Origin of the sequence: Neisseria sp. P0016.S008 (assembly GCF_051957775.1) — a bacterium.
GTDB lineage: Bacteria > Pseudomonadota > Gammaproteobacteria > Burkholderiales > Neisseriaceae > Neisseria > Neisseria flavescens_B.
This window is the reverse complement of sequence record NZ_JBQCWB010000009.1, coordinates 1-24,757: the sequence shown is the minus strand read 5'-3', so window position 1 is coordinate 24,757 and position 24,757 is coordinate 1. Positions and strand designations below refer to the sequence as shown.

The 24,757-nt window shown below is 50.5% G+C and carries 21 protein-coding genes and 1 tRNA gene; 17 read left to right on the top strand and 5 right to left on the bottom strand.

Going from position 1 to position 24,757, the window contains the following annotated elements:
• Positions 1-27: 27 nt before the first annotated feature.
• A tRNA-Pro gene (locus tag ACTHS8_RS10125) sits at positions 28-105 on the bottom strand.
• 201 nt (positions 106-306) lie between these two features.
• On the opposite strand from ACTHS8_RS10125, the gene folD reads away from it, so the two are divergent.
• The 13 genes from folD (at position 307) to aroG (ending at position 13,363) form a co-directional block, all read left to right on the top strand.
• On the top strand, positions 307-1,158 hold the full coding sequence (gene folD / locus ACTHS8_RS10120) for a bifunctional methylenetetrahydrofolate dehydrogenase/methenyltetrahydrofolate cyclohydrolase FolD (protein WP_440373635.1): 852 nt from the start codon (positions 307-309) through the stop codon (positions 1,156-1,158).
• An 84-nt stretch (positions 1,159-1,242) separates the two neighbouring features.
• On the top strand, positions 1,243-2,316 hold the full coding sequence (locus ACTHS8_RS10115) for an AI-2E family transporter (RefSeq protein WP_440373634.1): 1,074 nt from the start codon (positions 1,243-1,245) through the stop codon (positions 2,314-2,316).
• A gap of 129 nt (positions 2,317-2,445) precedes the next feature.
• Positions 2,446-3,687 carry an aromatic amino acid transporter gene (locus tag ACTHS8_RS10110; protein WP_440373633.1) on the top strand — a complete coding sequence of 414 codons (1,242 nt, stop codon included), beginning with the start codon at positions 2,446-2,448 and terminating at the stop codon, positions 3,685-3,687.
• A gap of 93 nt (positions 3,688-3,780) precedes the next feature.
• Complete coding sequence (locus ACTHS8_RS10105; protein ID WP_049336905.1) at positions 3,781-4,233, top strand: DUF7832 domain-containing protein; 453 nt, start codon at positions 3,781-3,783, stop codon at positions 4,231-4,233.
• Between the two features lie 11 nt (positions 4,234-4,244).
• A complete protein-coding gene (gene gmhB / locus ACTHS8_RS10100; RefSeq protein ID WP_440373632.1) occupies positions 4,245-4,823 on the top strand; it encodes a D-glycero-beta-D-manno-heptose 1,7-bisphosphate 7-phosphatase in 579 nt (192 codons plus the stop codon).
• Positions 4,824-4,906: 83 nt separating this feature from the next.
• Positions 4,907-5,638 (top strand): lysophospholipid acyltransferase family protein, encoded by a 732-nt coding sequence (locus tag ACTHS8_RS10095; protein ID WP_440373631.1) that lies wholly within the window; start codon positions 4,907-4,909, stop codon positions 5,636-5,638.
• Positions 5,639-5,703: 65 nt separating this feature from the next.
• Positions 5,704-6,399 (top strand): M48 family metallopeptidase, encoded by a 696-nt coding sequence (locus tag ACTHS8_RS10090; protein ID WP_440373650.1) that lies wholly within the window; start codon positions 5,704-5,706, stop codon positions 6,397-6,399.
• Positions 6,400-6,571: 172 nt separating this feature from the next.
• Positions 6,572-6,943, top strand: coding sequence for a hypothetical protein (locus ACTHS8_RS10085; protein ID WP_049329501.1), 372 nt, complete (start codon positions 6,572-6,574; stop codon positions 6,941-6,943).
• Between the two features lie 156 nt (positions 6,944-7,099).
• Positions 7,100-8,575, top strand: coding sequence for a surface lipoprotein assembly modifier (locus ACTHS8_RS10080; RefSeq protein ID WP_440373649.1), 1,476 nt, complete (start codon positions 7,100-7,102; stop codon positions 8,573-8,575).
• Between the two features lie 292 nt (positions 8,576-8,867).
• Entirely contained in the window at positions 8,868-10,364 is a 1,497-nt protein-coding gene (locus tag ACTHS8_RS10075) for a subtype B tannase (RefSeq protein WP_440373648.1), read from the top strand.
• Between the two features lie 258 nt (positions 10,365-10,622).
• Positions 10,623-11,120: an XAC2610-related protein gene (locus tag ACTHS8_RS10070; RefSeq protein WP_440373630.1), complete on the top strand. Its 498-nt coding sequence runs from the start codon at positions 10,623-10,625 to the stop codon at positions 11,118-11,120.
• 242 nt (positions 11,121-11,362) lie between these two features.
• Positions 11,363-12,040, top strand: a complete 678-nt coding sequence (locus ACTHS8_RS10065; RefSeq protein WP_063076720.1) for a TIGR02117 family protein — start codon at positions 11,363-11,365, stop codon at positions 12,038-12,040.
• 279 nt (positions 12,041-12,319) lie between these two features.
• Positions 12,320-13,363, top strand: coding sequence for a 3-deoxy-7-phosphoheptulonate synthase AroG (gene aroG / locus ACTHS8_RS10060; RefSeq protein WP_049329504.1), 1,044 nt, complete (start codon positions 12,320-12,322; stop codon positions 13,361-13,363).
• A gap of 187 nt (positions 13,364-13,550) precedes the next feature.
• Here the strand turns inward: aroG and ACTHS8_RS10055 are convergent, their stop codons facing one another.
• Both ACTHS8_RS10055 and wrbA read right to left on the bottom strand, forming a co-directional pair.
• Positions 13,551-15,731 (bottom strand): TonB-dependent siderophore receptor, encoded by a 2,181-nt coding sequence (locus ACTHS8_RS10055; RefSeq protein WP_440373629.1) that lies wholly within the window; start codon positions 15,729-15,731, stop codon positions 13,551-13,553.
• Between the two features lie 213 nt (positions 15,732-15,944).
• The gene (gene wrbA, locus ACTHS8_RS10050; RefSeq protein WP_295863806.1) at positions 15,945-16,550 is read right to left on the bottom strand and encodes an NAD(P)H:quinone oxidoreductase; all 606 of its coding nucleotides are present in this window, start codon (positions 16,548-16,550) and stop codon (positions 15,945-15,947) included.
• Positions 16,551-16,649: 99 nt separating this feature from the next.
• On the opposite strand from wrbA, the gene ACTHS8_RS10045 reads away from it, so the two are divergent.
• The 4 genes from ACTHS8_RS10045 to xth all read left to right on the top strand — a co-directional run bounded on the left by ACTHS8_RS10045 (position 16,650) and on the right by xth (position 21,364).
• The gene (locus ACTHS8_RS10045) at positions 16,650-17,852 is read left to right on the top strand and encodes a YihY family inner membrane protein (protein ID WP_295863803.1); all 1,203 of its coding nucleotides are present in this window, start codon (positions 16,650-16,652) and stop codon (positions 17,850-17,852) included.
• 99 nt (positions 17,853-17,951) lie between these two features.
• Positions 17,952-19,733, top strand: a complete 1,782-nt coding sequence (locus ACTHS8_RS10040; protein WP_440373628.1) for an extracellular solute-binding protein — start codon at positions 17,952-17,954, stop codon at positions 19,731-19,733.
• A gap of 414 nt (positions 19,734-20,147) precedes the next feature.
• On the top strand, positions 20,148-20,426 hold the full coding sequence (locus tag ACTHS8_RS10035; RefSeq protein ID WP_254342413.1) for an ArsR/SmtB family transcription factor: 279 nt from the start codon (positions 20,148-20,150) through the stop codon (positions 20,424-20,426).
• Between the two features lie 167 nt (positions 20,427-20,593).
• On the top strand, positions 20,594-21,364 hold the full coding sequence (gene xth, locus ACTHS8_RS10030) for an exodeoxyribonuclease III (protein ID WP_440373627.1): 771 nt from the start codon (positions 20,594-20,596) through the stop codon (positions 21,362-21,364).
• Positions 21,365-21,600: 236 nt separating this feature from the next.
• On the opposite strand, the gene ACTHS8_RS10025 is transcribed toward xth, so the two are convergent.
• On the bottom strand, positions 21,601-22,407 hold the full coding sequence (locus ACTHS8_RS10025; RefSeq protein WP_295863787.1) for a hypothetical protein: 807 nt from the start codon (positions 22,405-22,407) through the stop codon (positions 21,601-21,603).
• Positions 22,408-22,498: 91 nt separating this feature from the next.
• Positions 22,499-24,526: an excinuclease ABC subunit UvrB gene (gene uvrB, locus ACTHS8_RS10020; RefSeq protein ID WP_440373626.1), complete on the bottom strand. Its 2,028-nt coding sequence runs from the start codon at positions 24,524-24,526 to the stop codon at positions 22,499-22,501.
• Positions 24,527-24,757: the final 231 nt, after the last annotated feature.

Genomic DNA, 24,757 nt, shown 5'->3' with positions numbered 1-24,757 from the left:
TCATGCCGATTCGTGCGAAGAATTTTGTGGTCGGGGCGGTGGGATTCGAACTCACGACCCTCTGCTCCCAAAGCAGATGCGCTAACCGGGCTGCGCTACGCCCCGACTGAAGACCTGAACTATACAGACCCTTTTCAACCCGGTCAACACCTACTTTGCTTTATTTTTTCATTTTTTGTTTATCTTATTATTTTTAATCGTTATTTATTTTTATGTTTCGTGACCAGGGTCACTCTTTTGTGTCAGGCCGTCTGAAAAATGCGATAATTTAAACGCAATTTTTGTCCCTATTTAGGAGGAAAAATCATGGCTGCACAACTTATAGACGGAAAAAAAATCTCCCAGCAACGCATCGAGGCGGTCGCGCAGGCGGTAAAAGCGCGTCAGGGAAAAGGTTTGCACACGCCTTGCTTGGCGGTGGTATTGGTTGGCGACGACCCTGCCAGCGCGGTTTATGTACGCAATAAAAAACTGGCCTGCCAAAAAAGCGGCATCGAATCGCGCTCTTATGAGCTGCCGTCTGAAACCACGCAAGACGATTTGCTGAAACTGGTGGACGAATTAAACGGCGACCCTGCCGTCGACGGTATTTTGGTGCAACTGCCGCTGCCGGCACACATCGACAGCCAAGCGGTTTTGGAGCATATCGAGCCGCATAAAGATGTGGACGGCTTCCACCCTTACAACGTCGGCCGCCTGGTCGTCAAAATGCCGCTGATGCGCCCTTGCACGCCCAAAGGCGTGATGACTTTGTTGGAAGCCTACGGCATCGACCCGAAAGGCAAAAAAGCCGTCGTCGTCGGCGCGTCCAATATTGTCGGCCGCCCGCAGGCGTTGGAATTGCTGCTGTCCCGCGCAACGGTAACCATCTGCCACAGTGCTACGCAAAACCTTGCCGATGAAGTTGCGGCCGCAGATATTTTGGTGGTCGGCGTAGGTATTCCGAATTTCGTTAAAGGCGAATGGGTCAAACCCGGCGCAGTCGTTATCGATGTGGGCATCAACCGCTTGGACAACGGCAGCCTGTGCGGCGACGTTGAGTTTGATGTCGCCAAAGAACGCGCGTCCATGATTACGCCCGTTCCCGGCGGCGTCGGCCCGATGACGATTGCCACTTTGTTGGAAAACACGGTACACGCGGCCTCATTGCACGATTAATCGCTGTCATTAAGTTAGGCCGTCTGAACATGGTTTTTCAGACGGCCTGACCTGTTTTTTTGCTTTTTACCTTATTGGCTTCACATGTCCTTACTCTCTTCCCATATCGACAACCCGACTTTCCGCAACGCTTCCTATATCCTGATGGGTTTGGCCTTACTGATTGTCTTGCACTACCATTTTCTGCCGCTGCTACTGTCGGTTATTCTGACCTATATCTTTATTACGCGCACCAACGGCGTCATCCTCAAACTCCGCCGCCGTGTTTTGCCGCGCAACACGCGGCTGCATAAATCGCTCAACGCGCACAATATCAACCTGATTTCCACCACGCTGACGCTGGCCATTGTGTTCAGCATCATCACGATGATGTCTTTGGGCATTTACCACCTGATACACGGCGGACACGTCGGCTTTATGCTGGCGAAGCTGGCGGCGATTTTGGAAGACACCAAAAACAGCCAAGACCTGCCTGCGGCCATTCTCAATATGCTGCCCAACAATATGGCCGAAATCAAAGCCTCGGCAATCAAACTGATTGAAGAATACCGCGCCGCGCTGACCCGTATCAGTAAAAACAGCATCACATCCTTCGTGTACATCCTCATCGGCATCATCATTGGCGCCATGCTCAGTTTCCACCGCCTGAAAATGCGCAAAAACCGCCACAAAATGCCGCTGTTTAAAGCCGAATTGATGCGACGCATCGTCAATTTTGAAACCAGCTTTGAACGCGTGTTCCTCGCCCAAGTCAAAATCTCGCTGATCGACACCTTTCTGACCGGCCTGTACCTCTACTTGGTTTTGCCGCTGTTCGGCGTTGACCTGCCGTTTAAAATAACCGTCTTGATCGTCGCCTTTATCGTCGGCCTGATTCCGGTGGCGGGCAACCTGATTTCCAACACCATCATCATTATTTTGAGCCTCGGCGCATCGCTGTACGTCGCACTCGCCTCGCTGGTTTTCCTTGTTGTCATCCATAAACTCGAATATTTCCTCAACGCCAAAATCATCGGCTCGGAAATCGAATCCAGCGCATGGGAATTGCTGGTGGCGATGGTCGTCTTTGAACGCATTTTCGGCATCGGCGGCATCATCGTCGCGCCGGTTTATTACGCGTATCTGAAAAATGAATTGAAACTGCGAAAATTTATTTAATCAGTTGCATTTGTACACATCAAAGGCCGTCTGAAAACGACAATCGGGTTTTCAGACGGCCTTTACTTTACCTTTTCTTACACTTTACGGCATAATGGCAGCCACGCATTTCTAGAAGAAAGATAAACAATGTCAACCAAAACCCCTTCCCTATTCGGCGGCGCGATGATTATCGCCGGTACGGTTATCGGCGCAGGCATGCTTGCCAACCCGACCGCCACATCCGGCGTATGGTTTACCGGCTCGCTGGCCGTGTTGCTGTACACCTGGTTTTCCATGCTCTCCAGCGGTCTGATGATTTTGGAAGTCAACACCCATTATCCGCACGGTGCCAGCTTCGACACCATGGTTAAAGACCTGCTCGGCCCGGCTTGGAACGTCATCAACGGCGTTGCCGTCGCTTTTGTTTTATACCTGCTCACTTACGCCTACATCTTCGTCGGCGGCGACCTGACCGCCAAAGGCATCGGCAGCGCGGTAGGCGGCGAAATCTCGCTCACCGTCGGCCAACTCGTCTTCTTCGGCATTCTCGCCTTTTGCGTTTGGGCATCCGCACGCTTGGTTGACCGTTTCACCAGCATCCTCATCGGCGGCATGGTATTGACCTTTATTTGGGCAACCGGCGGCCTAATTGCCGATGCCAAAATGCCTGTCTTGTTCGACACTCAAGCCCCTGCCGGCACCAGCTACTGGATTTATGTCGCCACCGCCCTGCCCGTCTGCCTTGCCTCATTCGGTTTCCACGGCAACGTTTCCAGCCTGCTCAAATACTTTAAAGGCGACGCGCCCAAAGTAGCCAAATCCCTGTGGTCGGGTACGCTGATTGCCTTGGTGATTTACGTCCTCTGGCAAGTCGCTATCCAAGGCAACCTGCCGCGCAGCGAGTTCGCACCGGTTATTGCTGCAGAAGGCCAAGTTTCCGTCCTGATCGAAACGCTGTCCAAGTTCGCCCAAACCGGCAGCATGGACAAAGTGTTGACCCTGTTCTCCTACATGGCGATTGCAACGTCCTTCCTCGGCGTAACGCTCGGCTTGTTCGACTACATCGCCGACATCTTCAAATGGAACGACAGCATCTCCGGCCGTACCAAAACCGCCGCACTGACCTTCCTGCCGCCTTTGATTTCCTGCCTGCTCTTCCCTACCGGCTTCGTTACCGCCATCGGCTACGTCGGCCTGGCCGCAACCATTTGGACAGGCATCATCCCCGCCATGCTGCTCTACCGCTCGCGCCATAAATTCGGCGTCGGCAAAAACTACAAAGTTTACGGCGGATTCTGGCTGATGGTTTGGGTCTTCCTCTTCGGCATCATCAACATTGCCGCCCAAATACTGAGCCAAATGGAGCTTGTTCCCGTATTTAAAGGTTAAATTCCCTTAAGGCCGTCTGAAGCACCCTCTTTCAGACGGCCTAATTCATTATTTTCCGCTACAATACCCCCTTTCCCCCAACAAACACCGTCCATGTACGACAATATCCGTTTCCATCTCGACGAAGACTATCCCGACCAACTCCCACCCGAAAACGCCGCCACCCATATCGGCATGTACTGGCAGTGGGCAGCGCAGGCAGGCCTCGTCAACCCCGTCTGGCAAACCGCCCCCGAAACCGCAGCCGACTTCGCCGCCATGACCTCGGGCAAAATCAGCGGACGGCACTTCCTGCTCAAACACATGGACGGCGCATTGACGGCGGACGACTTTACCGAACTCGGCCAACGGTTTACCGAGTTCTACTACACCGATGAAGAAGACGGCTACGGCGCATTTATGGAAGACTACGTCCTCGCCCTCGACACGCCCTCGCTCGGCGGCTTCTACCACGTCAAAAACACCCCGGAAACCTTCGCCAAACTGACACCCGTTTTTCAGACGGCCTTTGAAAAATGGAAAAGCAGTTTGAAAGCAGAAAAATAAGAGCCCACACCATGAAACTCATCATCCTCGACCGCGACGGCGTCATCAACCAAGACCGCGACGATTTCGTCAAATCCGTTGACGAATGGATTCCCATCGAAGGCAGCATGGATGCCATCGCCTTTTTAACGCAGGCAGGCTACACCATCGCCGTGGCCACCAACCAATCCGGTATCGGCCGCAAATACTTTACCATGCAAGACCTGACCGAAATGCACGCGAAGATGCACCGCCTTGCCGTTCAAGCAGGCGGTACCATCGACGGCATTTGGTTTTGCCCGCACACTGCCGCCGACAACTGCGAATGCCGCAAACCCAAGCCCGGCATGATTATCGACATCATCGAACGCTTCAAGGCCAATGCCGCCGAAACCTGGCTGGTCGGCGACAGCCTGCGCGACCTGCAAGCCATTGAAGCCGCAGGCGGCAAATCCGCGCTCGTCCTGACCGGCAAAGGCAAGAAAACCCTGTCGCAACAGGAAAAAGAATTGCCTGAAAACACCCAAATCTTCGACAACCTGCTCGCCTTCTCCCAATACATCATGCACGAAACCGCACAAGACTGTGCAGACGGACAGGCAAACCCATAAATACACAAGGTCGTCTGAAATCATGTTTTGCCCCATTTCAAGCCCGAACAAGATTTCAGACGACCCATCCGACAGGTAAAAACATGCTCCTCATCCGCAACCTGATTTACTGGTTCATCCTTTCCTCCAGCATTATTTTGCTGTTCCCCTTTATGCTGCTTGCCCTGCCTTTCCAAGGCGGCGCACACAAAATGGCGCAAATTTGGGTGCGCATCCTCAACTGGTCGCTCAAGCACATCATCGGTTTGAACTACACCTTAAGCGGCACGGAAAACATTCCAAACCACCCCTCCATCATCTGCGCCAAACACCAAAGCGGCTGGGAAACCCTCGCCCTGCAAGAGATTTTTCCGCCGCAAGTTTATGTTGCCAAACGCGAACTCTTCAAAATCCCTTTCTTCGGCTGGGGCTTGAAGCTGGTTAAAACCATCGGCATCGACCGCAGCAACAGCCGCGAAGCCAACAAACAACTTTTAGAACAAGGCCTTGCGCGTAAAAACGAAGGCTATTGGATTACCATTTTCCCCGAAGGCACACGCCTTCCGCCCGGTGAAAAAGGCCGCTACAAGCTTGGCGGCGCGCGCATGGCAAAAATGTTCGAGATGGACATCGTCCCCGTCGCGCTCAACAGCGGCGAGTTTTGGCCGCGCAACTCCTTCCTCAAATACCCCGGCACGGTCAGCGTCATCATCGGCAAACCCATTGCCCACAACAACGGCAATGAAGCCGAACTCATGGCCCAATGCGAGCAATGGATTGAAAGCCAACAGCCCCTGATTACCGGACAAGGCCCGTTCGCCCTCAAAACCAAATAAATCATTCCATCGGGTGGGCCGCTATGCCCGCCCTTTTCATATCGTCCAATCTTTCCCTCAATATCATGCCTCGCCTCCATACCCACACCCTTTCAGACGGCCTCACTATTCATATCCAGCTCAAACGCAGTGCCAAGAAAAATCTCATCTTGCGCCCCGTTTCCCCCGATACTGTCAGCATCAATATCCCTCCGTTTGTTACCCAGCACACCTTTATCCAATGGCTGAACGACAACGAAGCCATCCTGCGCCGTACTCTAAACAAAACACCGGCCCAACAAACACCTACCGGCTCGCTTCCCGAATGGATTTGGTATCAAGGCGTTCAGACGGCCTTGTCCGTCCACGCAGCAAACCATATCCAAATTAGGCCGTCTGAAATTCTGTTGCCCGAAAAAGAAAACGCCGCCCAACTCATCCATTTGCGCCGCTTCCTGCACGAGCGTGCACACGAATATCTGCTGCCACGCCTCGAAGGCCATATCCGAAACACCCGCCTAACCCCGAGCGCCATTTCCCTTTCCAACGCCAAAACCTTCTGGGGCGTTTGCCGCCACACCACCGGCATCCGCCTCAACTGGCGGCTCATCGGTGCGCCCGAATATGTCGCCGACTACGTCTGCCTGCACGAACTCGCCCACCTGCGCCATCCCAATCACAGCCCTGCATTTTGGGCTCTGACCCACTCGCTCACGCCGCATGTTGACCAAGCCGAACAATGGCTGAAGGCGCACGGCAGCGAATTGTTCCGCCTCGGCTAAGTCTTATCCGGCAGCATTTTTCTGCAAGCAAACACCAGCCCAAAGCAAAGAACCAACGTCCTCCAAACAAATCATGTAGCCGTGCGTAAAATCGAGTTTATCCGCTTGCCGCCCCTCATACCTGCCGATAAGATGATGTCGTTCTCAAAACCCTTTTCAGAAAGGAAAACCGATGACCAAAGCAAAATCGTTACTGGCCACCGGCATTTTGGCTCTTTTCTCCGCCACGGCATTCGCCTCCCCGCTGCCTTCCGAAATCTACCGTCCGGATGGCGCGCACACCATCAAAGCCGATCATCAAGGCAACGGCGAATTTGAATACGAAGCCGAACTTTCCGGCCAACGCAATTCCATTCCTTCCTTGGCCAAAAAAGTGATCGCCCACGCGCGCAGCAAAGGTTTCCATGTGGTCGAGTCTGAAATCAAACACGACGATGCCGATCTGAAATTCAAACGCGGCAAACAAGAGCTGGACGTTTCCATTGAAGACAAAGGCCAAGGCCGTATCGAATACAAAGCCGATTTGGACTTGGACAAAAACTAAATCCGACTCGCAAATAAAGGCCGTCTGAAATCCCACCGGGTTTCAGACGGCCTTTTGTTGTCTTTATCAGATAAAATGGCAATCGGTTTACAAAGTTTCCGACTCAAAACATTGTACAATCTGCCCACTTATACCGATAACATCCCAAACATTGCCATGAAAAAACGTCTGTTCCTCCTTACCATCCTTCCCCTCTCCCTTCACGCCGCCGATGTGCCGCCTGATGTAAAACCCGAGCTTCAAGTCAACACAGCCGAGCCCCAACAACCCGAAACGCACAACATCCCTGCCGAGCAGACAAACAGGCCGTCTGAAAAAATCATCAACGTCGATGCCGACACCCTGCTTGCCAACACCGAATTACTGGCACGCGCCATGTATTCCGCCATCGTCGCCCACAACATCCCCGGCATCAAAGCCGTTTTGCCCATTTACGAACAATGGCCCGAACACGACCGCGCCATGGCTAGCTATGCCAAAGGTTTGCTTGCCCAATCCGAAGGACGCGCCGCCGAAGCCGTCGGCCATTACCGCCGCTTTATCGCCGAGCAACCCGATGCCTCCGCCGTCCGCTGGCAGCTTGCGACCGCCTTGTTTGAAGACAAACAAAACGAAGCTGCAGCCGACCAGTTCGACAAACTGCAAACCGAATCCCTCCCGCCTGCCTTGCAAGAACGCATCGAAACCTACCGCAAAGCCCTGCGCGAACGCGATTCATGGCAATTCAACGTCGGCTTGAACATCACGCGCGAACAAAACATCAACCAAGCCCCCGGCCAACGCCGTCTGGGCAACCACCTAAGCGATGAACAATGCCGCGCCGTGCGCCTAGTCTATCCCGACGACGACTGCTTCCGAGGCTGGACATTCCCCGAACCCATCGATGCCACCGCCGTCCATTACCAAATCGGCGCAGAAAAAAAATGGTCGCTGCCCCGCGGCTTCTATGCCACGGCAGGCGCAGACCATTACGGCAAAATCTATCCCAAACACACCAACTACAACGACCTCACCACACGCTTTTCAGCAGGCATCGGCTATGCCGACCAGCGCAACGATATCGGCATTACCCCGTTCCACGAGCGCCGCTTCTACGGCAACGACCCCTACACCTACACCAACGGTGCACGCCTCCACTACAACCATTGGTGGCAACCCAAGCTGCAAACCCTCAGCGCATTTGAAGCAGGCCGTCTGAAAAACAGCCGCCGCGAGCATTCCAACAATACCAGCCAACTGCTCAGCAATTCTATCGTGTACTACCGCAACGCGCGCCAATACTGGGTAGCCGGTATCGACCTCTACCGCGAACGCAACCGCGACGACAAAAGCGACAGCTTCAACCGCTACGCCCTGCGCACCACATGGGGACAAGAATGGCCCAAAGGCCTCTCCACCATCCTACGCCTCAGCGCCGCCCAACGCCGTTACCAAGCCCCCGGCTTCTTCAGCAACGAACAAAACCGCCGCGACAAAGAAGCTTCCGCCTCCCTGAGCGTATGGCACCGCGCCCTCCATTTCAAAGGCATCACCCCGCGCCTGACCATTGCCCACAACAAAACATGGAGCAACGACAAGTTCTACGAATACGGCAAAACCAAAATGTTTGTCGAATTGAGCAAAACGTTCTGACAAGCAGAACCAATCTGTGAAGAAAGCAAGAATGCCAGTCCCGCATACTGATTTACAAGACAGATTCAAACTTTTACAGATACCGAATCAATAGATTTTTTAAGGCACAACGCCTTATTAAATTCATATTTATCAAATAGATGAAATTTAAGCCAATATTACTTTATCAACGTAACGTACAACACCGCATAACGTTACAAAAAAATCAGGCCGTCTGAAACCCGACTTAGCGTTTCAGACGGCCTTAGTATTTGTTATCATATCCGTTCACGCCTCTTCAGAAAGTATGATGATGAATGCCCTGAACAAAACCCTCTTATCCGTTTCTGTCGCACTGGGATTGAGCGCCTGCGCTTCCGTCAAAACCGCAGACACCTACGACCTAGACTTCTCCAAACAAAAATACACCGAACAAAGCATCGAAGTGAACGGTCAAGCCGTCAAATTCCGCGCTTACGAAGGCGTGGTTTACGTCCGCAATCCTGTCGATACCCGTTACGAAATCATCAATATTTATGTCCCCGAGGCCTATTACAACGGCGGTGAGATAGACGGTTTCAACGCCGAAACCGCACCGATTTTCCTGCCCAACCAAATCGGCGGCTATATGCCGGCCGAACCGGGCAAACCCGCTTTAGAAGGCAAACGCGGCGAGCCTGAAGACGGCCAAAAATCGCCTAACGCCGCCCTGGTTGCCCTCTCCAAAGGCTACGTCGTCGCATCCCCTGGTGCACGCGGCCGGACAGAACCCACCGGTAAAGCACCTGCCGCCATTGTCGATTTGAAAGCCGCCGTCCGTTACCTGAAAGCCAACGACAAAGTTATGCCCGGCGATGCCGAAAAAATCATTTCCAACGGCACAAGCGCGGGCGGTGCGATGTCCGCCCTCTTAGGCGCAACAGCCGACCAAAAAGATTACGAAAAATATCTGAAAGCATTGGGTGCGGCAGACGGCAGCGACAAAGTTTTCGCCATATCCGCCTACTGCCCGATTACCGATTTGGAGCATGCCGATATGGCTTACGAATGGCAGTTCAACGGTATCAACGACTACAAAAAAATGAACATTTCCATGCTCGACTACCGCGTCAAACGCGAGCTGGTCGCAGGTACACTGACCGATGACGAGAAAAAACTGTCCAACCTCCTCAAACCCCTATACCCCGCATACCTCAACAGCCTGAACCTGAAATCCCCCGAAGGCAAACCCCTGACACTGGACGCCCAAGGCAACGGCAGCTTTAAAAACCATATTGCCGGCCTGCTCGCCCAATCCGCACAAACCCAGCTTGATGCAGGCAAAGACCTAAGCGACCGCTCTTGGCTGACTGTCCGTAAAGGCAAAGTCGTCTCCGTTGATTTCAATGCCTACGCCAAAGCCGCCGGCCGCCAAAAAACACCGCCCGCCTTTGACGGTATAGATTTAAGCGCGGGCGAAAACCAACTCTTCGGCACCAATACCGTTGACAAACGCCACTTCACCGCGTTCTCCATGACACACAACACCGCCGCCAACGCCGAAATCGCAGATGAAAAAACCATCAAAATTATGAACCCGCTCAACTACATCGGCAAACCGGGCGTAAACCTGCCGCAAAACTGGCGTATCCGCGTCGGCACCAACGACCGCGACACCTCACTGGCAGTCTCCGCCGTCTTAGCCGCCAAACTGCAAAACAACGGCCAAACCGTCGACTACGCCCTGCCTTGGGATGTCGGCCACGGCGGCGATTATGACTTAGACGAACTGTTTGCCTGGATGAAACAGGTCAGCAATTCTGCAAAATAAGCGTTCGCAATAGAGGTTGAGATGAGATTTGGTATCCCGTTTTAATTGGAAAAAGGCCGTCTGAATATTTTCAGACGGCCTTATGTCTCTTTTTTATCTTTAAAAGGTTAGTAAATATGAATGAATCAATATTGCATATTCAGATATAATCTTTGAAGTCTAAGAAGCAAAGTTATCCAATATAATGACTAGAATCCTAAACATCTATAGGAACTTGTTTAATTCGTTTTGAACTATTTTATTAGCCTGAGGTATTTTATGAAAAAACTGCTCATTTTTGTATTATCAATTCTGTCTGTCGCTACTTATGCAACACAGCCACTAAAAGAAAGTGTTTATCCTCCAGTAACAAATTTTCCTTTTGAAATTAGAGTCAATCCGCTTTCTGATATAAATTATAAAATTAGTATTACAAATAAAAAAAATAAACAAACCCAAACCATTGAGAGTATGTCAAATCCTCCGCTTACCGCAGATCATTTGATTCAAATAAAAGATCTAAATAATGACGGATACCCTGATATTATCTTAAAGGGCTTTCCTGTTGCAGCATCGGCAATTAATGGCAATGAACTTTACATGTTTAATCCCAAAACTGAACAATTTGTGGAAACTGAAGATATTACACAGCTCGGGGAAATTCATGCTAATAGAAAAAATTGTATTTATGTTGATTATCGAAAAAATGCAATGGAATACGCTCAAGACCATTATTGCTGGCGTAATGGAAGATGGAATTTTATTAAAACCAAGTGAATTTTTATAAGAGATAAAAAATAAGAACGGCTGTTAAAACCAGCGACTTTTATTCTAAATAAACAACTTAAGGTATTTTAAACTCACAAGGCCGTCTGAATATTTCAGACGGCCTTTTTTATTCAAATTCAACAATCATTTTTATCATTAGTCGCAAGATACCATCTACTCATTCCTAATGAAAAAAGTACAAATTTAATAGAAAATATACACCTTCAAACTTAATCGCCTTTAAGAAACGAATGCACGTCTTTCTTCACATCCTCAAGAAAATCGGCAAAATAGCGCTGATTATCCCTATTTTTGCTCTATTGTATTTTTTATCTGCTTGGATTATGGCTTCATTGCCGCTTAATGAAGAGCAGCCAAAAGGGGAAATTACTTTATTTTTAGTCAGTAACGGTGTGCATACTGATGTAGTCATGCCGCTGAAGAATGATATTTTTGATTGGTCGGATGTCGTCAATCCAAAAGACACGCTCACTGCTGATCCTCAAATAACGCATATCGGTTTAGGCTGGGGGGAGCGCAATTTTTATTTATACACGCCTGAATGGAAAGATTTGACGTTCTCCAATGCTTTAGGTGCATTAAGCGGGCTGAACCGTACGCTGATTCATGTTACTTATTATCCTTTTGAACCACGAGAAAATAGCCACGTCGTCAAATTTATGGTCACGCCTGAGCAATACAGGAATTTAACCAAATCGCTCTTGGCCGGTTTTCAACAAGAAAATGGGCAACCCATCTTGCTAAAAGGAGTTCATCATCAATCTAACGATGCTTTTTACGAAGCCAAAGGGCGCTATCATTTATTCAATACTTGTAACACTTGGCTGAATGATAAATTGGTGAAAAGCGGCCTGAAAGGCGTTTATTGGACTCCTTTTTCTTCGCCTTTGCTAGAACAATACCGATAGCCTCCACGCTTCTCAATTTTTGGGTCTATGTAAAACTTCAGGCCGTCTGAACCTTTTCAGACGGCCTGTATTTTGATAAAAACCCACAGCCCTTTATTATATAAATGAAATTTTTTAATAGCATTAAATATTAATTTTTATAAATAAACTGATTTTAAATTCTATAAAATAATTAAAATAAAGAAATTTTAGAATAAAATTGCTAAAACAAAAAACTAAGCCTTGTTTAATTCTGCTAAAACCTGTAACCTGTATCAAAAATAAACAAGAGAGTTCATCATGTCCCAACACCACCCTACCGACGATATTAAGATCAAAGAAGTCAAAGAGTTACTCCCTCCAATCGCACATTTGTATGAGCTGCCTGTTACGCCTCAAGTTGCCAATTTGGTTTATAAAACACGTCATGAAATTGCGGATTTGGTTCACGGCCGTGACAACCGTTTGCTGGTCATCATCGGCCCATGCTCGATTCACGATACTAAGGCGGCGGTAGAATATGCGCAAAAATTGCTGCCCTTGCGCAAAAAATATGAGAAAGAGCTGCTGATTGTAATGCGCGTGTATTTTGAAAAGCCGCGTACAACCGTTGGCTGGAAAGGCTTGATTAACGATCCGCACTTGGACGGTACGTTTGACATCAACTACGGCCTGCGCCAAGCGCGTCAGTTGTTGCTGACTTTGAACGAAATGGGCATGCCTGCTTCGACTGAATTCTTGGACATGATTACGCCGCAATACTACGCCGACCTGATTTCTTGGGGCGCAATTGGGGCGCGTACGACTGAAAGCCAGGTACACCGCGAATTGGCCAGCGGCCTCTCCTGCCCTGTCGGTTTTAAAAACGGTACGGACGGCAATCTGAAAATCGCCATCGACGCCATCGGTGCCGCCAATCATCCGCACCACTTCTTGTCTGTAACCAAAGCCGGGCATTCCGCGATTGTCCACACCAGCGGCAACCCTGACTGCCATGCGATTTTGCGTGGCGGTAAAGAACCTAATTACAGTGCGGAACACGTTAAAGACGCGGTTGCACAGCTTCAAAAAGCCGGCGTAAGCAGCAAACTGATGGTGGACTGCAGCCATGCCAACAGCCGTAAAGACTTCCGCAAACAAATGGATGTGGCGCGCGATGTTGCGGCGCAGCTGAAAGCCGGTGAAGAAAACATTATGGGCGTGATGGTGGAAAGCCACTTGGTTGAAGGCCGTCAAGACAAGCCTGAAGTTTACGGTCAAAGTATTACGGATGCCTGCATCGGTTGGGATACAACTGAAGAATTGCTGGCCCTGCTTGCCGAAGCGAAAGGTTACCAAGCGTAAGTGCGAAATCATTAAAAAGACCGGATATCTTCCGGTCTTTTTTGTGTCTGTCATTTTGATTTCTTTGCTCAAGATACCGAGCAAATTTTAGTCAGGTTTAACATCAAAACAATATGAGAAAAATTCAGGCCGTCTGAAAACCTGATAATTTAGGTTCTCATACAGCCTGCACTATTTTTCTTTTCAATTAAAACGTATGTTTAACCGTTGCAGTCACACTACGCGGCGTGCCGTAAACGTGAATATCCGGCATGGGGCGGTAGCGTTTGTTGAACACGTTTTCAAAGTCCAAACCGATGCGGGTGGATTTGCCGATTTTGTAATGCGCGGTCAAGTCCAGCGTAGCGTATGGGCGTTGGGTCAGTGCGGCAGAGGCAGCCGGATTGATATTTTCGGGATATCCATCATCCAGCGTATGAGTGAGGCTTTGCCAGTTGACGTTTGCACCTAAGTTCAAACGGTCGGTTATGTCATACGCAGTGAAGAGCTTGAACAAATGAACAGGATAAGACGCATGCAATTGGTTGCCTTCGCTGTCTTTGATTTTGGAATGTGCATAAGAAGCATTAAGCAACCATCTGTCGTTCAAGCGTCCGCCAATGGCAAGCTCGCCGCCTTTGGTCGTAGTTTTATTGACCGCGCGGAAGTATTCTTCGCCGTTCGGAAATTCTCCTGCTTTAACACCCACATGATCGCGTTTGTTCATAAAGACGGACGCGGAAGCATTCAGACGACCGTCAAACCATGAGGCTTTCAAACCGGTCTCGTAGGTTTTGCCGCGTTGCGGTTCGAGCGCCACGCCGTCTTTGGTCAGGTTGCGCACTTGTGGGCGGAAGATGGTGGTGTAGGACGCGTAGGCAGTCAGGTTGTCGTCTAGATCATAAGTTACACCCAAATAAGGAATGAAAACTTTTTGTTTGTGGCTGCTGTAAGCGAATTTGTTACGGTCAGTGCTGTAACGGTACCGCCAATCTACAAAACGTCCGCCGCCGATAAAGGCAAGCTTGTCGGTCAGTTTGAAACGGGTCGAGCCGTAAACCGACAGGTTTTTCATATCGGTAAAACCGTCGCGCAAATACGGCATATCGGGCTGCGCAACATTGCCGTCAAATTGGCGCAAATCAGGAATAATCGATTCGCCTTCCTGATAGAAAGACAGGTTTTCTCGGTTGCCCTGATAGCTGATGCCTGCATTAAATTCATGCGAACGGCCCAGCGCCGGATAATCACCGTCCAAAATCAGGGAAAAATCTTGGTCGCGGTATTTGCTGCGGTCGCGATCTGAAGTGAAAAGCGCAGAGTAGTCGGGTTTGATTACGAATGCACCGGCGATACCTGAAAGGATGTCGCTTTTACCTGTCAGATAGCTGTAATCGCCCGTCAGCCTCCAGCCGTTGGCAAACTCATGGCTGAGGGAAGTGAATACTTCGGCGCTGTTGTCTTTGCCGTATGCCCAGCGTGCAGATGAATTGTTGCGCGGCGAAGATTCAAACGGCTTGAACCCGTCTTTTCGGTTTCCTGCTACGGTCAGATAGCTGAAAGGCGAGCTGCCGGTATTGCGGAAACGGTGGATTTCCGTACCGATATTCCACTGAGTCTGAGGGGCAATGTCGTAGGAGAGAATGCCGTAGAACGTATGATTGTGGCGCGAAGTGTTCGGCAGGTAATCGCCTCCGTGGTCGCTGACCCAAATAGTGCGGCCGCGCAAGGTATTGTCTGCATTTAAAGGCTGATTGGCATCAAGGACGAAGCGGTAGTGCTTCCACGAACCGACACCGGCTTCGACGCTGACGGCAGGTTTGGCAGTCGGTTTTTTGCGTTCCAAAGCAACCGTACCGCCCGGCTCGCCCATACCGCCGTTGGACAAACCGCTTGCGCCGCGTACGACGACGACTTGGTCATACAATGCGCTGTCCAGGTTGTTGGTGCCGCGGCGGATGGCTTTGTAGTCGTAAAGGAATTTGGGCGCGCCGTCCACGGTAATACTGTCAATCGCCTGACTGCGCGAAATAAACTCGCTGTGACCGGAGACGTTGTTGCCCATTTTGCTGTGGAACACGCCCGGTGTTTGTTTCAATACGTCCTGCAAGCTGTCCAAGCCTTGGTCCTCGATTTGTTTTGCCGTTACGACAGACAGGGATTGCGGTGTTTCACGTTGGGTCAGCTTGATGCCTGTGGCTGCAGATGAGGCGGGGATGGTGTAGTTGGAAGTAGTCTGTTTTCCGACACTTTGGACGGTAACTGTCGGTAAATCGACACGCTCTTGCGGCTGGGTATTTTCTACTTCGATCGCGAAAGAATACGCCGAACACAGCGCCAGACTGACGGCAAAGCTTAATTTGCCATAGGGAAATACAGGTAGTGACATAGCCTCTCCAATTAGCTTATCTTTACAATTTGGTCGCAGATTCTATCAAAAAGATGTAGTCCGATAAAACTATGTTCTAATCACTATTTTCTAAGTATTTCGTTTAATTCAAAATATTTATTTTTAATCTAGAACCAATTAACTAAAAAGGCCGTCTGAAAACCTGATGATATGGGTTTTCAGACGGCCTTAATCTTTTTTATTACAAGGTAATCAGTCTGCCAATTTTCGTGCCAACTCTGCCAAACGCTTACCTTGCGCAAAGGCAATATCGTTTTCTTCGGCAGTCAATGCCGGCTTGCTGTCGTGGCCGGAAACATGGCTTGCGCCATAAGGCGTGCCACCGCTTTGGGTATTGCTGAGCGCGGACTCGGTATAGGGAATGCCGCTGATGACCATGCCGTGGTGCAACAGGGGCAGCATCATGGTCAGCAGGGTGCTTTCTTGGCCGCCGTGCAACGAAGATGTGCTGGTGAATACGGTGGCAGGTTTACCGACGAGTTCTGCGCCGAGCCAAAGGGGAATGGTGCCGTCGATAAAGTATTTCATCGCGGCGGCCATATTGCCGAAACGTGTCGGGCTGCCGAGCGCAAGGCCGGCGCAGTTTTTGAGGTCGTCGGCAGTCGCATATGGTGCGCCTTCGGCGGGAATGGCTTTTTCAACGGCTTCGCAAACGGTGGAAACTTTGGGAACGGTTCGCAACACGGCTTCGCAACCATCCACGCTTTCGATACCGCGTGCGATTTGGCGGGCAAGGTTGCGCGTGCTGCCGTTTTGGGAATAAAAGAGGACGAGGATTTTCAGGGGATTTGGGTTCATTTGGGGTTTCCGTTACAATGCTGTCAGGTTTCAGACGGCCTTTTAAATACTCGGGCCGTCTGAAAAGAAAAAATTTCAATTTAGAAGTGGGAAAAGGTTATGCCGTTTTCGCAATGGTGGCAAGGTTTTTTAAAGAGTAAAGGCGTGGCGTTCGCTTGGTTTGTCGTGCGCCGTTTTGATGAGGAGCGTGTACCGCAGGTAGCGGCAAGCATGACGTTTACGACGCTTTTGGCTTTGGTGCCCGTGTTGACGGTGATGGTCGTCATCGCTTCTGCCTTCCCCGTTTTCGACCAATGGTCGGGGGAATTTGTCTCTTTCATCAACCGCACCATCGTTCCGCAGGGCGCGGACATGGTGTTTGACTACATCAATGCGTTCCGCGATAAGGCTACCAAGCTGACGGCGATCGGTAGTGTGATGTTGGTCGTAACCTCGCTGATGCTGATTCGGACGATAGACAATGCGTTCAACCGGATTTGGCGCGTCAATTCGCAACGGCCTTGGATGATGCAGTTTTTGGTGTATTGGGCGTTGCTGACGTTTGGGCCTTTGTCTTTGGGCGTGGGCCTGTCAGTCATAATCGGCCAGGTGCAAGTGGTGGGTGGCTCGGAATGGCTGAGGGTTATAACCGCAGTTTCATTTATTACGCTGCTGCTGTGGGGTTTATACCGCTTTGTGCCCAACCGTTTCGTGCCTGCCAGCCATGCTTTGGTCGGCGCAGCCGTCACGGCGTTTTGCTTGGAAACGGCACGCTTTTTGTTCGCTTGGTACATGGGCAACTTTGACGGCTACAAATCGATTTACGGCGCATTTGCCGCAGTACCGTTTTTCCTGTTGTGGCTCAACCTGTTATGGACGCTGGTATTGGGCGGCGCGGTTTTGACCTCGTCCCTTTCCTACTGGCGCGGCGAAGCGTTCCGCCGCAGCCTGGATGCGCGCGGCCGCTTTGACGATGTATTGAAAATCCTGCTGCTGCTCGATTCTGCCCAACAAAACGGCAAAGCGTTGCCGGTGCAGGAGTTCAGACGGCATATCAATATGGGCTTTGATGAATTGGGCGAGCTTTTAGAAAAACTGGCGCGACACGGTTATGTCTATTCCGGCCGTCAGGGCTGGGTCTTGAAAATGGGGGCGGAGTCCATCGACTTGGCGGAGCTGTTCAAACTCTTCGTCTACCGTCCGCAAACGCTTAATAAAGACAAGGTCAATCAAACAGTTGACCACATTATGCAGCCCTGCTTGGAAACCTTGAACATGACGCTTGCCGAGTTCGGCGCCCATACGAAAAAACAATCCTCTTAAACCTGACGCCGTCTGAAAGCAAAAATATCAAGTTTCAGACGGCCTTTGCTATAATCGGCACACTACTGAATATTACATTCGACCTACAAGGATAAATAGATGAAAACACCAGCCCTACTCTCTCTGCTCGGTCTGATTCCATCTGCCGCCTTTGCCGCCCACGGCGTAGGCCTTGGCCAACCACCCAAATATCCGGCCAACTTCACCGCTTTCGAATACGTCAATCCCAACGCCCCCAAAGGCGGCACATTTACCACGCCTTTCCTCGGTGCTTTTGACACGCTCAACCCCTTTACCCTCAAAGGCAACCACGAATACGGCATCAGCATGCTGACACTCGACACCCTGACCGAGCAAAGCATGGACGAACCGTACGCCGTTTACGGCCTGATTGCCGAAGACATCGCCCTGGCTCCGGACGGCCTTTCCGTTACCTTCAAAATCAACCCCAAAGCCAAATTCCACAACGGCGACCCCGTTTTGGCCAAAGACGTTGCCGCTTCATTTAACATCCTGACCAAAGACAAAGCCGCCGCCCCCATGTACCACTTCTACTGGAGCGACGTGGCCAAAGTGGAAACGCCCAGCGACCGCACCGTCGTGTTCCGCTTCAAACAGCGCAACTCAGAATTGCACATGATTCTCGGCAGCCTGCCCGTCTTCTCGCATAAAAGCTATCCCAAAGGCCTGGCCGCCGCACCCAACAGCCTGCCGATCGGCTCCGGCCCCTACCGTTTTGCCAAAGCTGAAAACGGCCGCATCAGCGAGTTTGTCCGCGACAAAAACTACTGGGCGCAAAATCTGCCCGTACGCAAAGGCCGCTACAACTACGACCACATCCGCATCAAATACGTCAAAGACAAAGTTGTCCGCATCGAAGGGCTGAAAGGCGGGCAATATGACTTCGTACAAGAAAACGTCGCCCGCAACTGGGCGCGTGCCTACTCCGACGAAGTCCTCAAAAAACGCAATCTGTCCAAACACGAATGGGTACAAAACAGCACAGCCGGCATGCAAGGCTTCGTTATCAATATGCGCCACAAGCCTTTGGACAATATTTACGTCCGCCGCGCCTTGATTGAAAGCTTCGACTACGAAAGCGTCAACAGCCGCATCTTCTACGGCGCATACCGCCGCACCGACAGTTTCTTCACCAACAGCACCATGGCCGCAACCGGCAAGCCTGACAGCGCGGAAACCGCATTGCTCAAATCATTGGGCGCCAAACTGCCCGACGGCGTATTGGATCAAGACGTCCCTATGCCGCCGGTTACCGATCCCAAACTGGGTGTGCGCCCGAACCTGCTCAAAGCACGCGCCCTGCTTGAAAAAGGCGGCTATCAATACAAAAACGGCAAAGCAGTCGACAAACAAGGCAAACCGCTGACCTTTGAATTCCTCGCCCCAAGCAAAAACTACGAACGCATTACCGCCAAATGGCAGCGCGACCTCGCCAAAATCGGCATCACCATGAACGTGCGCACCGCCGATTCCGCCGTGTACCAAAAACGCATGAACGACTTCGATTTTGACGTGACCACCGGCTACTACGGCAACAGCGAAAGCCCCGGCAACGAGCAATACGACTACTTCAGCTGCGCCGCCGCCAAAACCGAAGGCAGCCGCAACCTATCCGGCGTCTGTCATCCTGCGGTTGAAAAACTGTTGACCCATTTCAACAGCTTTACCAACCGCAAAGAGCTGCAAACCACCTCGCGCGCGCTCGACCGACTGATCCGCCACCAATACACCATCGTTCCAAACTGGTTCGCCGACCGCTACCGCGTCGTGTACCGTAACGATGTCGGCATTCCGTCCAAGCTGCCGAAATACTACGACCCCATCACCTTCGCCATGACCGCAGGCTGGAAGAAAAAATAGTCGCATTTCGACAACACGTCCAAGTGTCTGACAAGCCCTTGGCGTGTAGTCCTAAGCATAGAATCATAAAATCTTGTTGTTTGTTTAAAAACAATCAATCGGCTGATTCCTAACAAACATAAAAGAAAAAACAACTTAAAGCCAAAACAAAGGCCGTCTGAAACATCCGTTAGCAAAATCATCTGTAACGGAACATTTCAGATGGCCTTTTCGTCTCTTTTCAATCCATTTTCGCAACCGAAGCAAAATATCGGAAATGAACAAAAAATTGCAAAACAATGCCCTCAACTTTTACAAAACCGTGTACACTGCAAGGTAAGAGTTTGAATTATAAGGTTAATCTTAATAAAAACTACAATCATCCAAATTTAACCCAAATCAAGCGTTCATATAACAGACAAAAGGAACAATAATATGGAAATCAAGCGTCTCTCTACCATTCTCAAACTGATTGCCAACCCCGAACGCATGGCCATCCTCTTTCTGCTGCTTGACGGCGACCGCAGTATTACCGAACTGGCACAGGCACTCGACTCCTCCCCGACCGGCATCGCCAACCACCTCGCACGCCTGCGCACCGAAGGCATCATCGATTTCACGCGCTACCACCGCATCATCGAATACCGCATCATCTCCGAAGAAGCCACTACCATCCTCAATACCCTGCGCACGCTCAAAGACCCAGCAGCATAAACAAATTATTCCACATCGCAACATCAAGGCCGTCTGAAACATCAGCTTTCAGACGGCCTATCCCTTTCAGCCCATATCGAAAAATAAACCAATCCGCTATACAATACCGCTCATTCCCACAGGCGCAATCCGCTGCCTTCCCACCCAACAGCACACACGGAAACATCATGAAAATCGCCACTTGGAACGTCAATTCCCTCAACATCCGCCTACCCCAAGTACAAAACTGGCTGGCCGACCACCAAGCCGACATACTCGCCTTACAAGAACTCAAACTCGACCAAGACAAATTCCCGGCCGCTGCCCTGCAAATGATGGGCTGGCACTGCGTCTGGAGCGGCCAAAAAACCTACAACGGCGTCGCCATCATCAGCCGCCATGAACCACAAGACGTACATTGCGGCCTTCCCGCCCTACCCGACGACCCGCAACGCCGCGTCATCGCCGCCACCATCAACGGCGTGCGCGTCATCAACGTCTATTGCGTCAACGGCGAAGCCCTGGACAGCCCAAAATTCCAATACAAAGAACAATGGTTTGCCGCATTGACCGAGTTCGTCCGCACCGAAATGGCCGTACACCCCAAACTCGTCCTGCTCGGCGATTTCAACATCGCCCCGACCGATGCCGACTGCTACGACCCCGAAAAATGGCACGAAAAAATCCATTGTTCCTCCATCGAAAGACAATGGTTTAAAAACCTGCTCGACCTCGGCCTGACCGACAGCCTGCGCAAAATCCACCCCGAAGGCGCGTTCTACACATGGTTCGACTACCGCGGCGCCATGTTCCAACGCAAACTCGGCCTGCGCATCGACCACATCCTCACCAGCCCCGAACTCGCCGCCACCCTTACCGACGTCACCGTCGACCTAGAAACCCGCGCTCAAGAACGCCCCAGCGACCACGCGCCGGTGATCGCCGAGTTTGACTGTTAGATTTTAAAGCAATATAAACAATAAGGCCGTCTGAAAACTGGATTTCAGACGGCCTTTGCACTAAGAGGTTTTCAGACAACGTTTGAGGTTGTCTGAACGTTTGAAATAATGATTTGAACAGCAAAAAACGCGTGCGTGCGTACCGCACACACCCTACACTTCAGTTTTAAAGTTTGTGCCACCGTAGGTGGGGTGGCACGCGGTTGGTAGAGAAGCGGACTACGGCTTGCTGCTTTTTAATAACAAGTTACAAATGCTAATTCATCAATCACAATATATTTTTTATTATTTTGCGATATTTTTAAATCTCCCAAACATAAAATATAGGATCCCACTAAATCTTCCACATCATTGATATCAAATCGTTCGAAGAAAATTCGTTGCATTTGTGACGGCAAGCATAGACTAACATCATCTCGCGTACCAGAATTAAGCCAAATAGCCTCATAATTTCCCTCTTTAACATCAGCAATTTGCCCCCAGTATCCACAAAACCGGTCTATATGAGTTTGGTTAATCTCATGGAATGAGACAAAAAAATTAGATATAGTTCGAATTTCATCTTCAATTTCAATCTCTTGTTCTGAAACTCGAAACGCTGGATTAATAACTAGGCTTCTTAACATAGTACTTAAACGGCGATGGGCTACTGCATTAGGACGATTACCATTTCCTCTAAATCGTACTCCTCTCCCTGCTCCATTTTCATTCATATCATCATTAATATGATTTACCGCTTCTGCTGCACCATAGTTAAGGTCTAATACAATCCGCTGCCCATCATTATGCAAAACATCTTCATCATCATTTTCTCCATTGATCAATCTACTTAATGGAGCACTTTCAATACACCCATCATTATGAGGGCGAGCTCCAAAACAGGCAGCCTGCCCATTTCTAGCCGCTTTTCTAAAAAAAGCGGGAGCATGGCAAGTCGGACATTCAAGGAATCTCCTTAATTGAGAGATAGTCCCTATATCAAGTTGAGAAAATTGATACGCATTGTAAGTTTGGTTATTTATAGTACAAAAAGCATTATCCATCACAGCTCCTCTAATTTATTTAGATTGAAGATCATCTTTATATAAATTGGACTATTTACATAAATTTCAAGAATAATATCAAACTTATCCGTCACTCCGCTCCAAAAAGCAAATTCTCCTTAATCCCCCGAATCCTATCCCTTAACACCGCCGCCTCTTCAAACTGCAAATCCCTGGCTGCCTGCTGCATGGCTTTTTCCAGTTTGGCGATTTCTTTAATCGCGTCTTCTTCATTGTGGATTTCGCCGACTTTGACCTTGTTTTTGCCTTTCAGACGACCTTTGCCGCTGTCTTCTTCGTGGTACACGCCGTCGATGATGTCTTTGACTTGTTTTTTAATCTGCTGCGGTACGATGCCGTGTTCTTCGTTGAATTTAATCTGTTTTTCGCGGCGGCGTTCGGTTTCGTCGATGGCGGCTTTCATGGAGTCGGTGATTTTGTCGGCGTACAGGATGGCGACGCCGTTCACGTTGCGCGCGGCGCGGCCTATGGTTTGAATCAGGCTGCGGTGGGAGCGCAAGAAGCCTTCTTTGTCGGCGTCGAGGATGGCGACGAGGGAGACTTCGGGGATGTCGAGGCCTTCGCGCAAGAGGTTGATGCCGACGAGTACGTCAAACAGTCCGAGCCGTAAATCTCTAATGATTTCAACGCGCTCAACGGTGTCGATGTCGCTGTGCAGGTAGCGCACTTTGATGCCGAGTTCGCTGTAATAGTCGGTGAGTTGCTCCGCCATGCGTTTGGTGAGGGTGGTAACGAGTACGCGTTCGCCTTTTTGGATGCGGTCGTTGATTTCGCTCATTAAGTCGTCGACTTGGGTGGCAACAGGGCGGATGATGATTTGGGGGTCGACCAACCCTGTGGGGCGGACGACTTGTTCGACCACTTGTCCGGCGTGTTCTTCTTCGTATTTGGCGGGGGTGGCGGAAACGAAGACGGTTTGCGGCATGACTTTTTCAAATTCGTGGAATTTGAGCGGGCGGTTGTCGCGGGCGGAAGGCAGGCGGAAGCCGTAGTCGACGAGGTTTTGCTTGCGCGATGCGTCGCCTTTGTACATGCCGCCGATTTGGGTGACGGTAACGTGGCTTTCGTCGATGAACATGATGGCGTTGTCGGGCAGGTAGTCCATCAGTGTGGGCGGCGGTTCGCCTTCTTTTTTGCCGGAGAAGTGGCGGGAGTAATTTTCGATGCCTTTGCAGAAGCCCATTTCGTAGAGCATTTCGAGGTCGAAACGGGTGCGTTGTTCGATGCGTTGTTGCTCGACGGGGCGTTGTTCGCGGGCGAAAAATTCAATGCGTTCGCGCAATTCTTCTTTGATGGACTCGCAGGCGCGCAAGACGGTGTCGCGCGGGGTAACGTAATGGCTGGACGGGAAGACGGTGTAGCGGCCGACGCGCTGGTGCAGGCTGCCTGAAAGCGGGTCGAACATATCGAGACGGTCGATTTCGTCGTCAAACAGGCTGATACGCAAGGCGTTTTCAGAGCTTTCGGCGGGGTACACGTCAATCACGTCGCCGCGCACGCGGAAGCTGCCGCGTTTAAAGTCCAAATCACCACGTTCGTATTGCATGGAAACGAGGGTAGCGATGATGTCGCGCTGCTCGATGGTGTCGCCTTCTTTGACGGATAGTACCATTTGTTGATACTCGGTCGGGTCGCCAATACCGTAAATAGCGGACACGGTGGCGACGATAATCACGTCGTTGCGAGTCATCAGATTTTTGGTGGCGGAAAGGCGCATCTGCTCGATGTGTTCATTGATTGCGCTGTCTTTTTCGATGAACAAATCGCGGCTGGGCACATAGGCTTCGGGCTGGTAATAGTCGTAGTAGGAGACGAAATATTCCACCGCATTTTCAGGGAAAAACTCGCGCATTTCGGCGTAGAGCTGGGCGGCAAGGGTTTTGTTGTGCGCCATGATGATGGCGGGGCGGCCGCTTTGTGCAATGACGTTCGCCATGGTGTAGGTTTTGCCCGAACCTGTTACGCCGAGCAGGGTTTGGTAGGCAAGGCCGTCTGAAAGCCCTTCGAGCAGGCCGGCAATGGCAGTGGGCTGGTCGCCGGCGGGCGGGAAGGGTTGGTGGAGTTTGAAGGGGGAATTGGGGTATTGAATGACTTCCATAAGACGGCCTGTTTTATGTTCAGGTAAAGAGAGGATTATAACAAAGGGCCGTCTGAAAATTGATAGTGTGCCAATCTGACGAAACTAAATATTTCATCTCCTTCCTTAGCTAACTGAGATTGGTTGTGTTAGCAGGAACAATACTTGGATGCTGGGCTGGGTCAGCTGGAGCGAATAACCCCTCCCCCCAAAGGACGTGCCTGAGCACGTCCTTTTTCTTTATCCGCATTC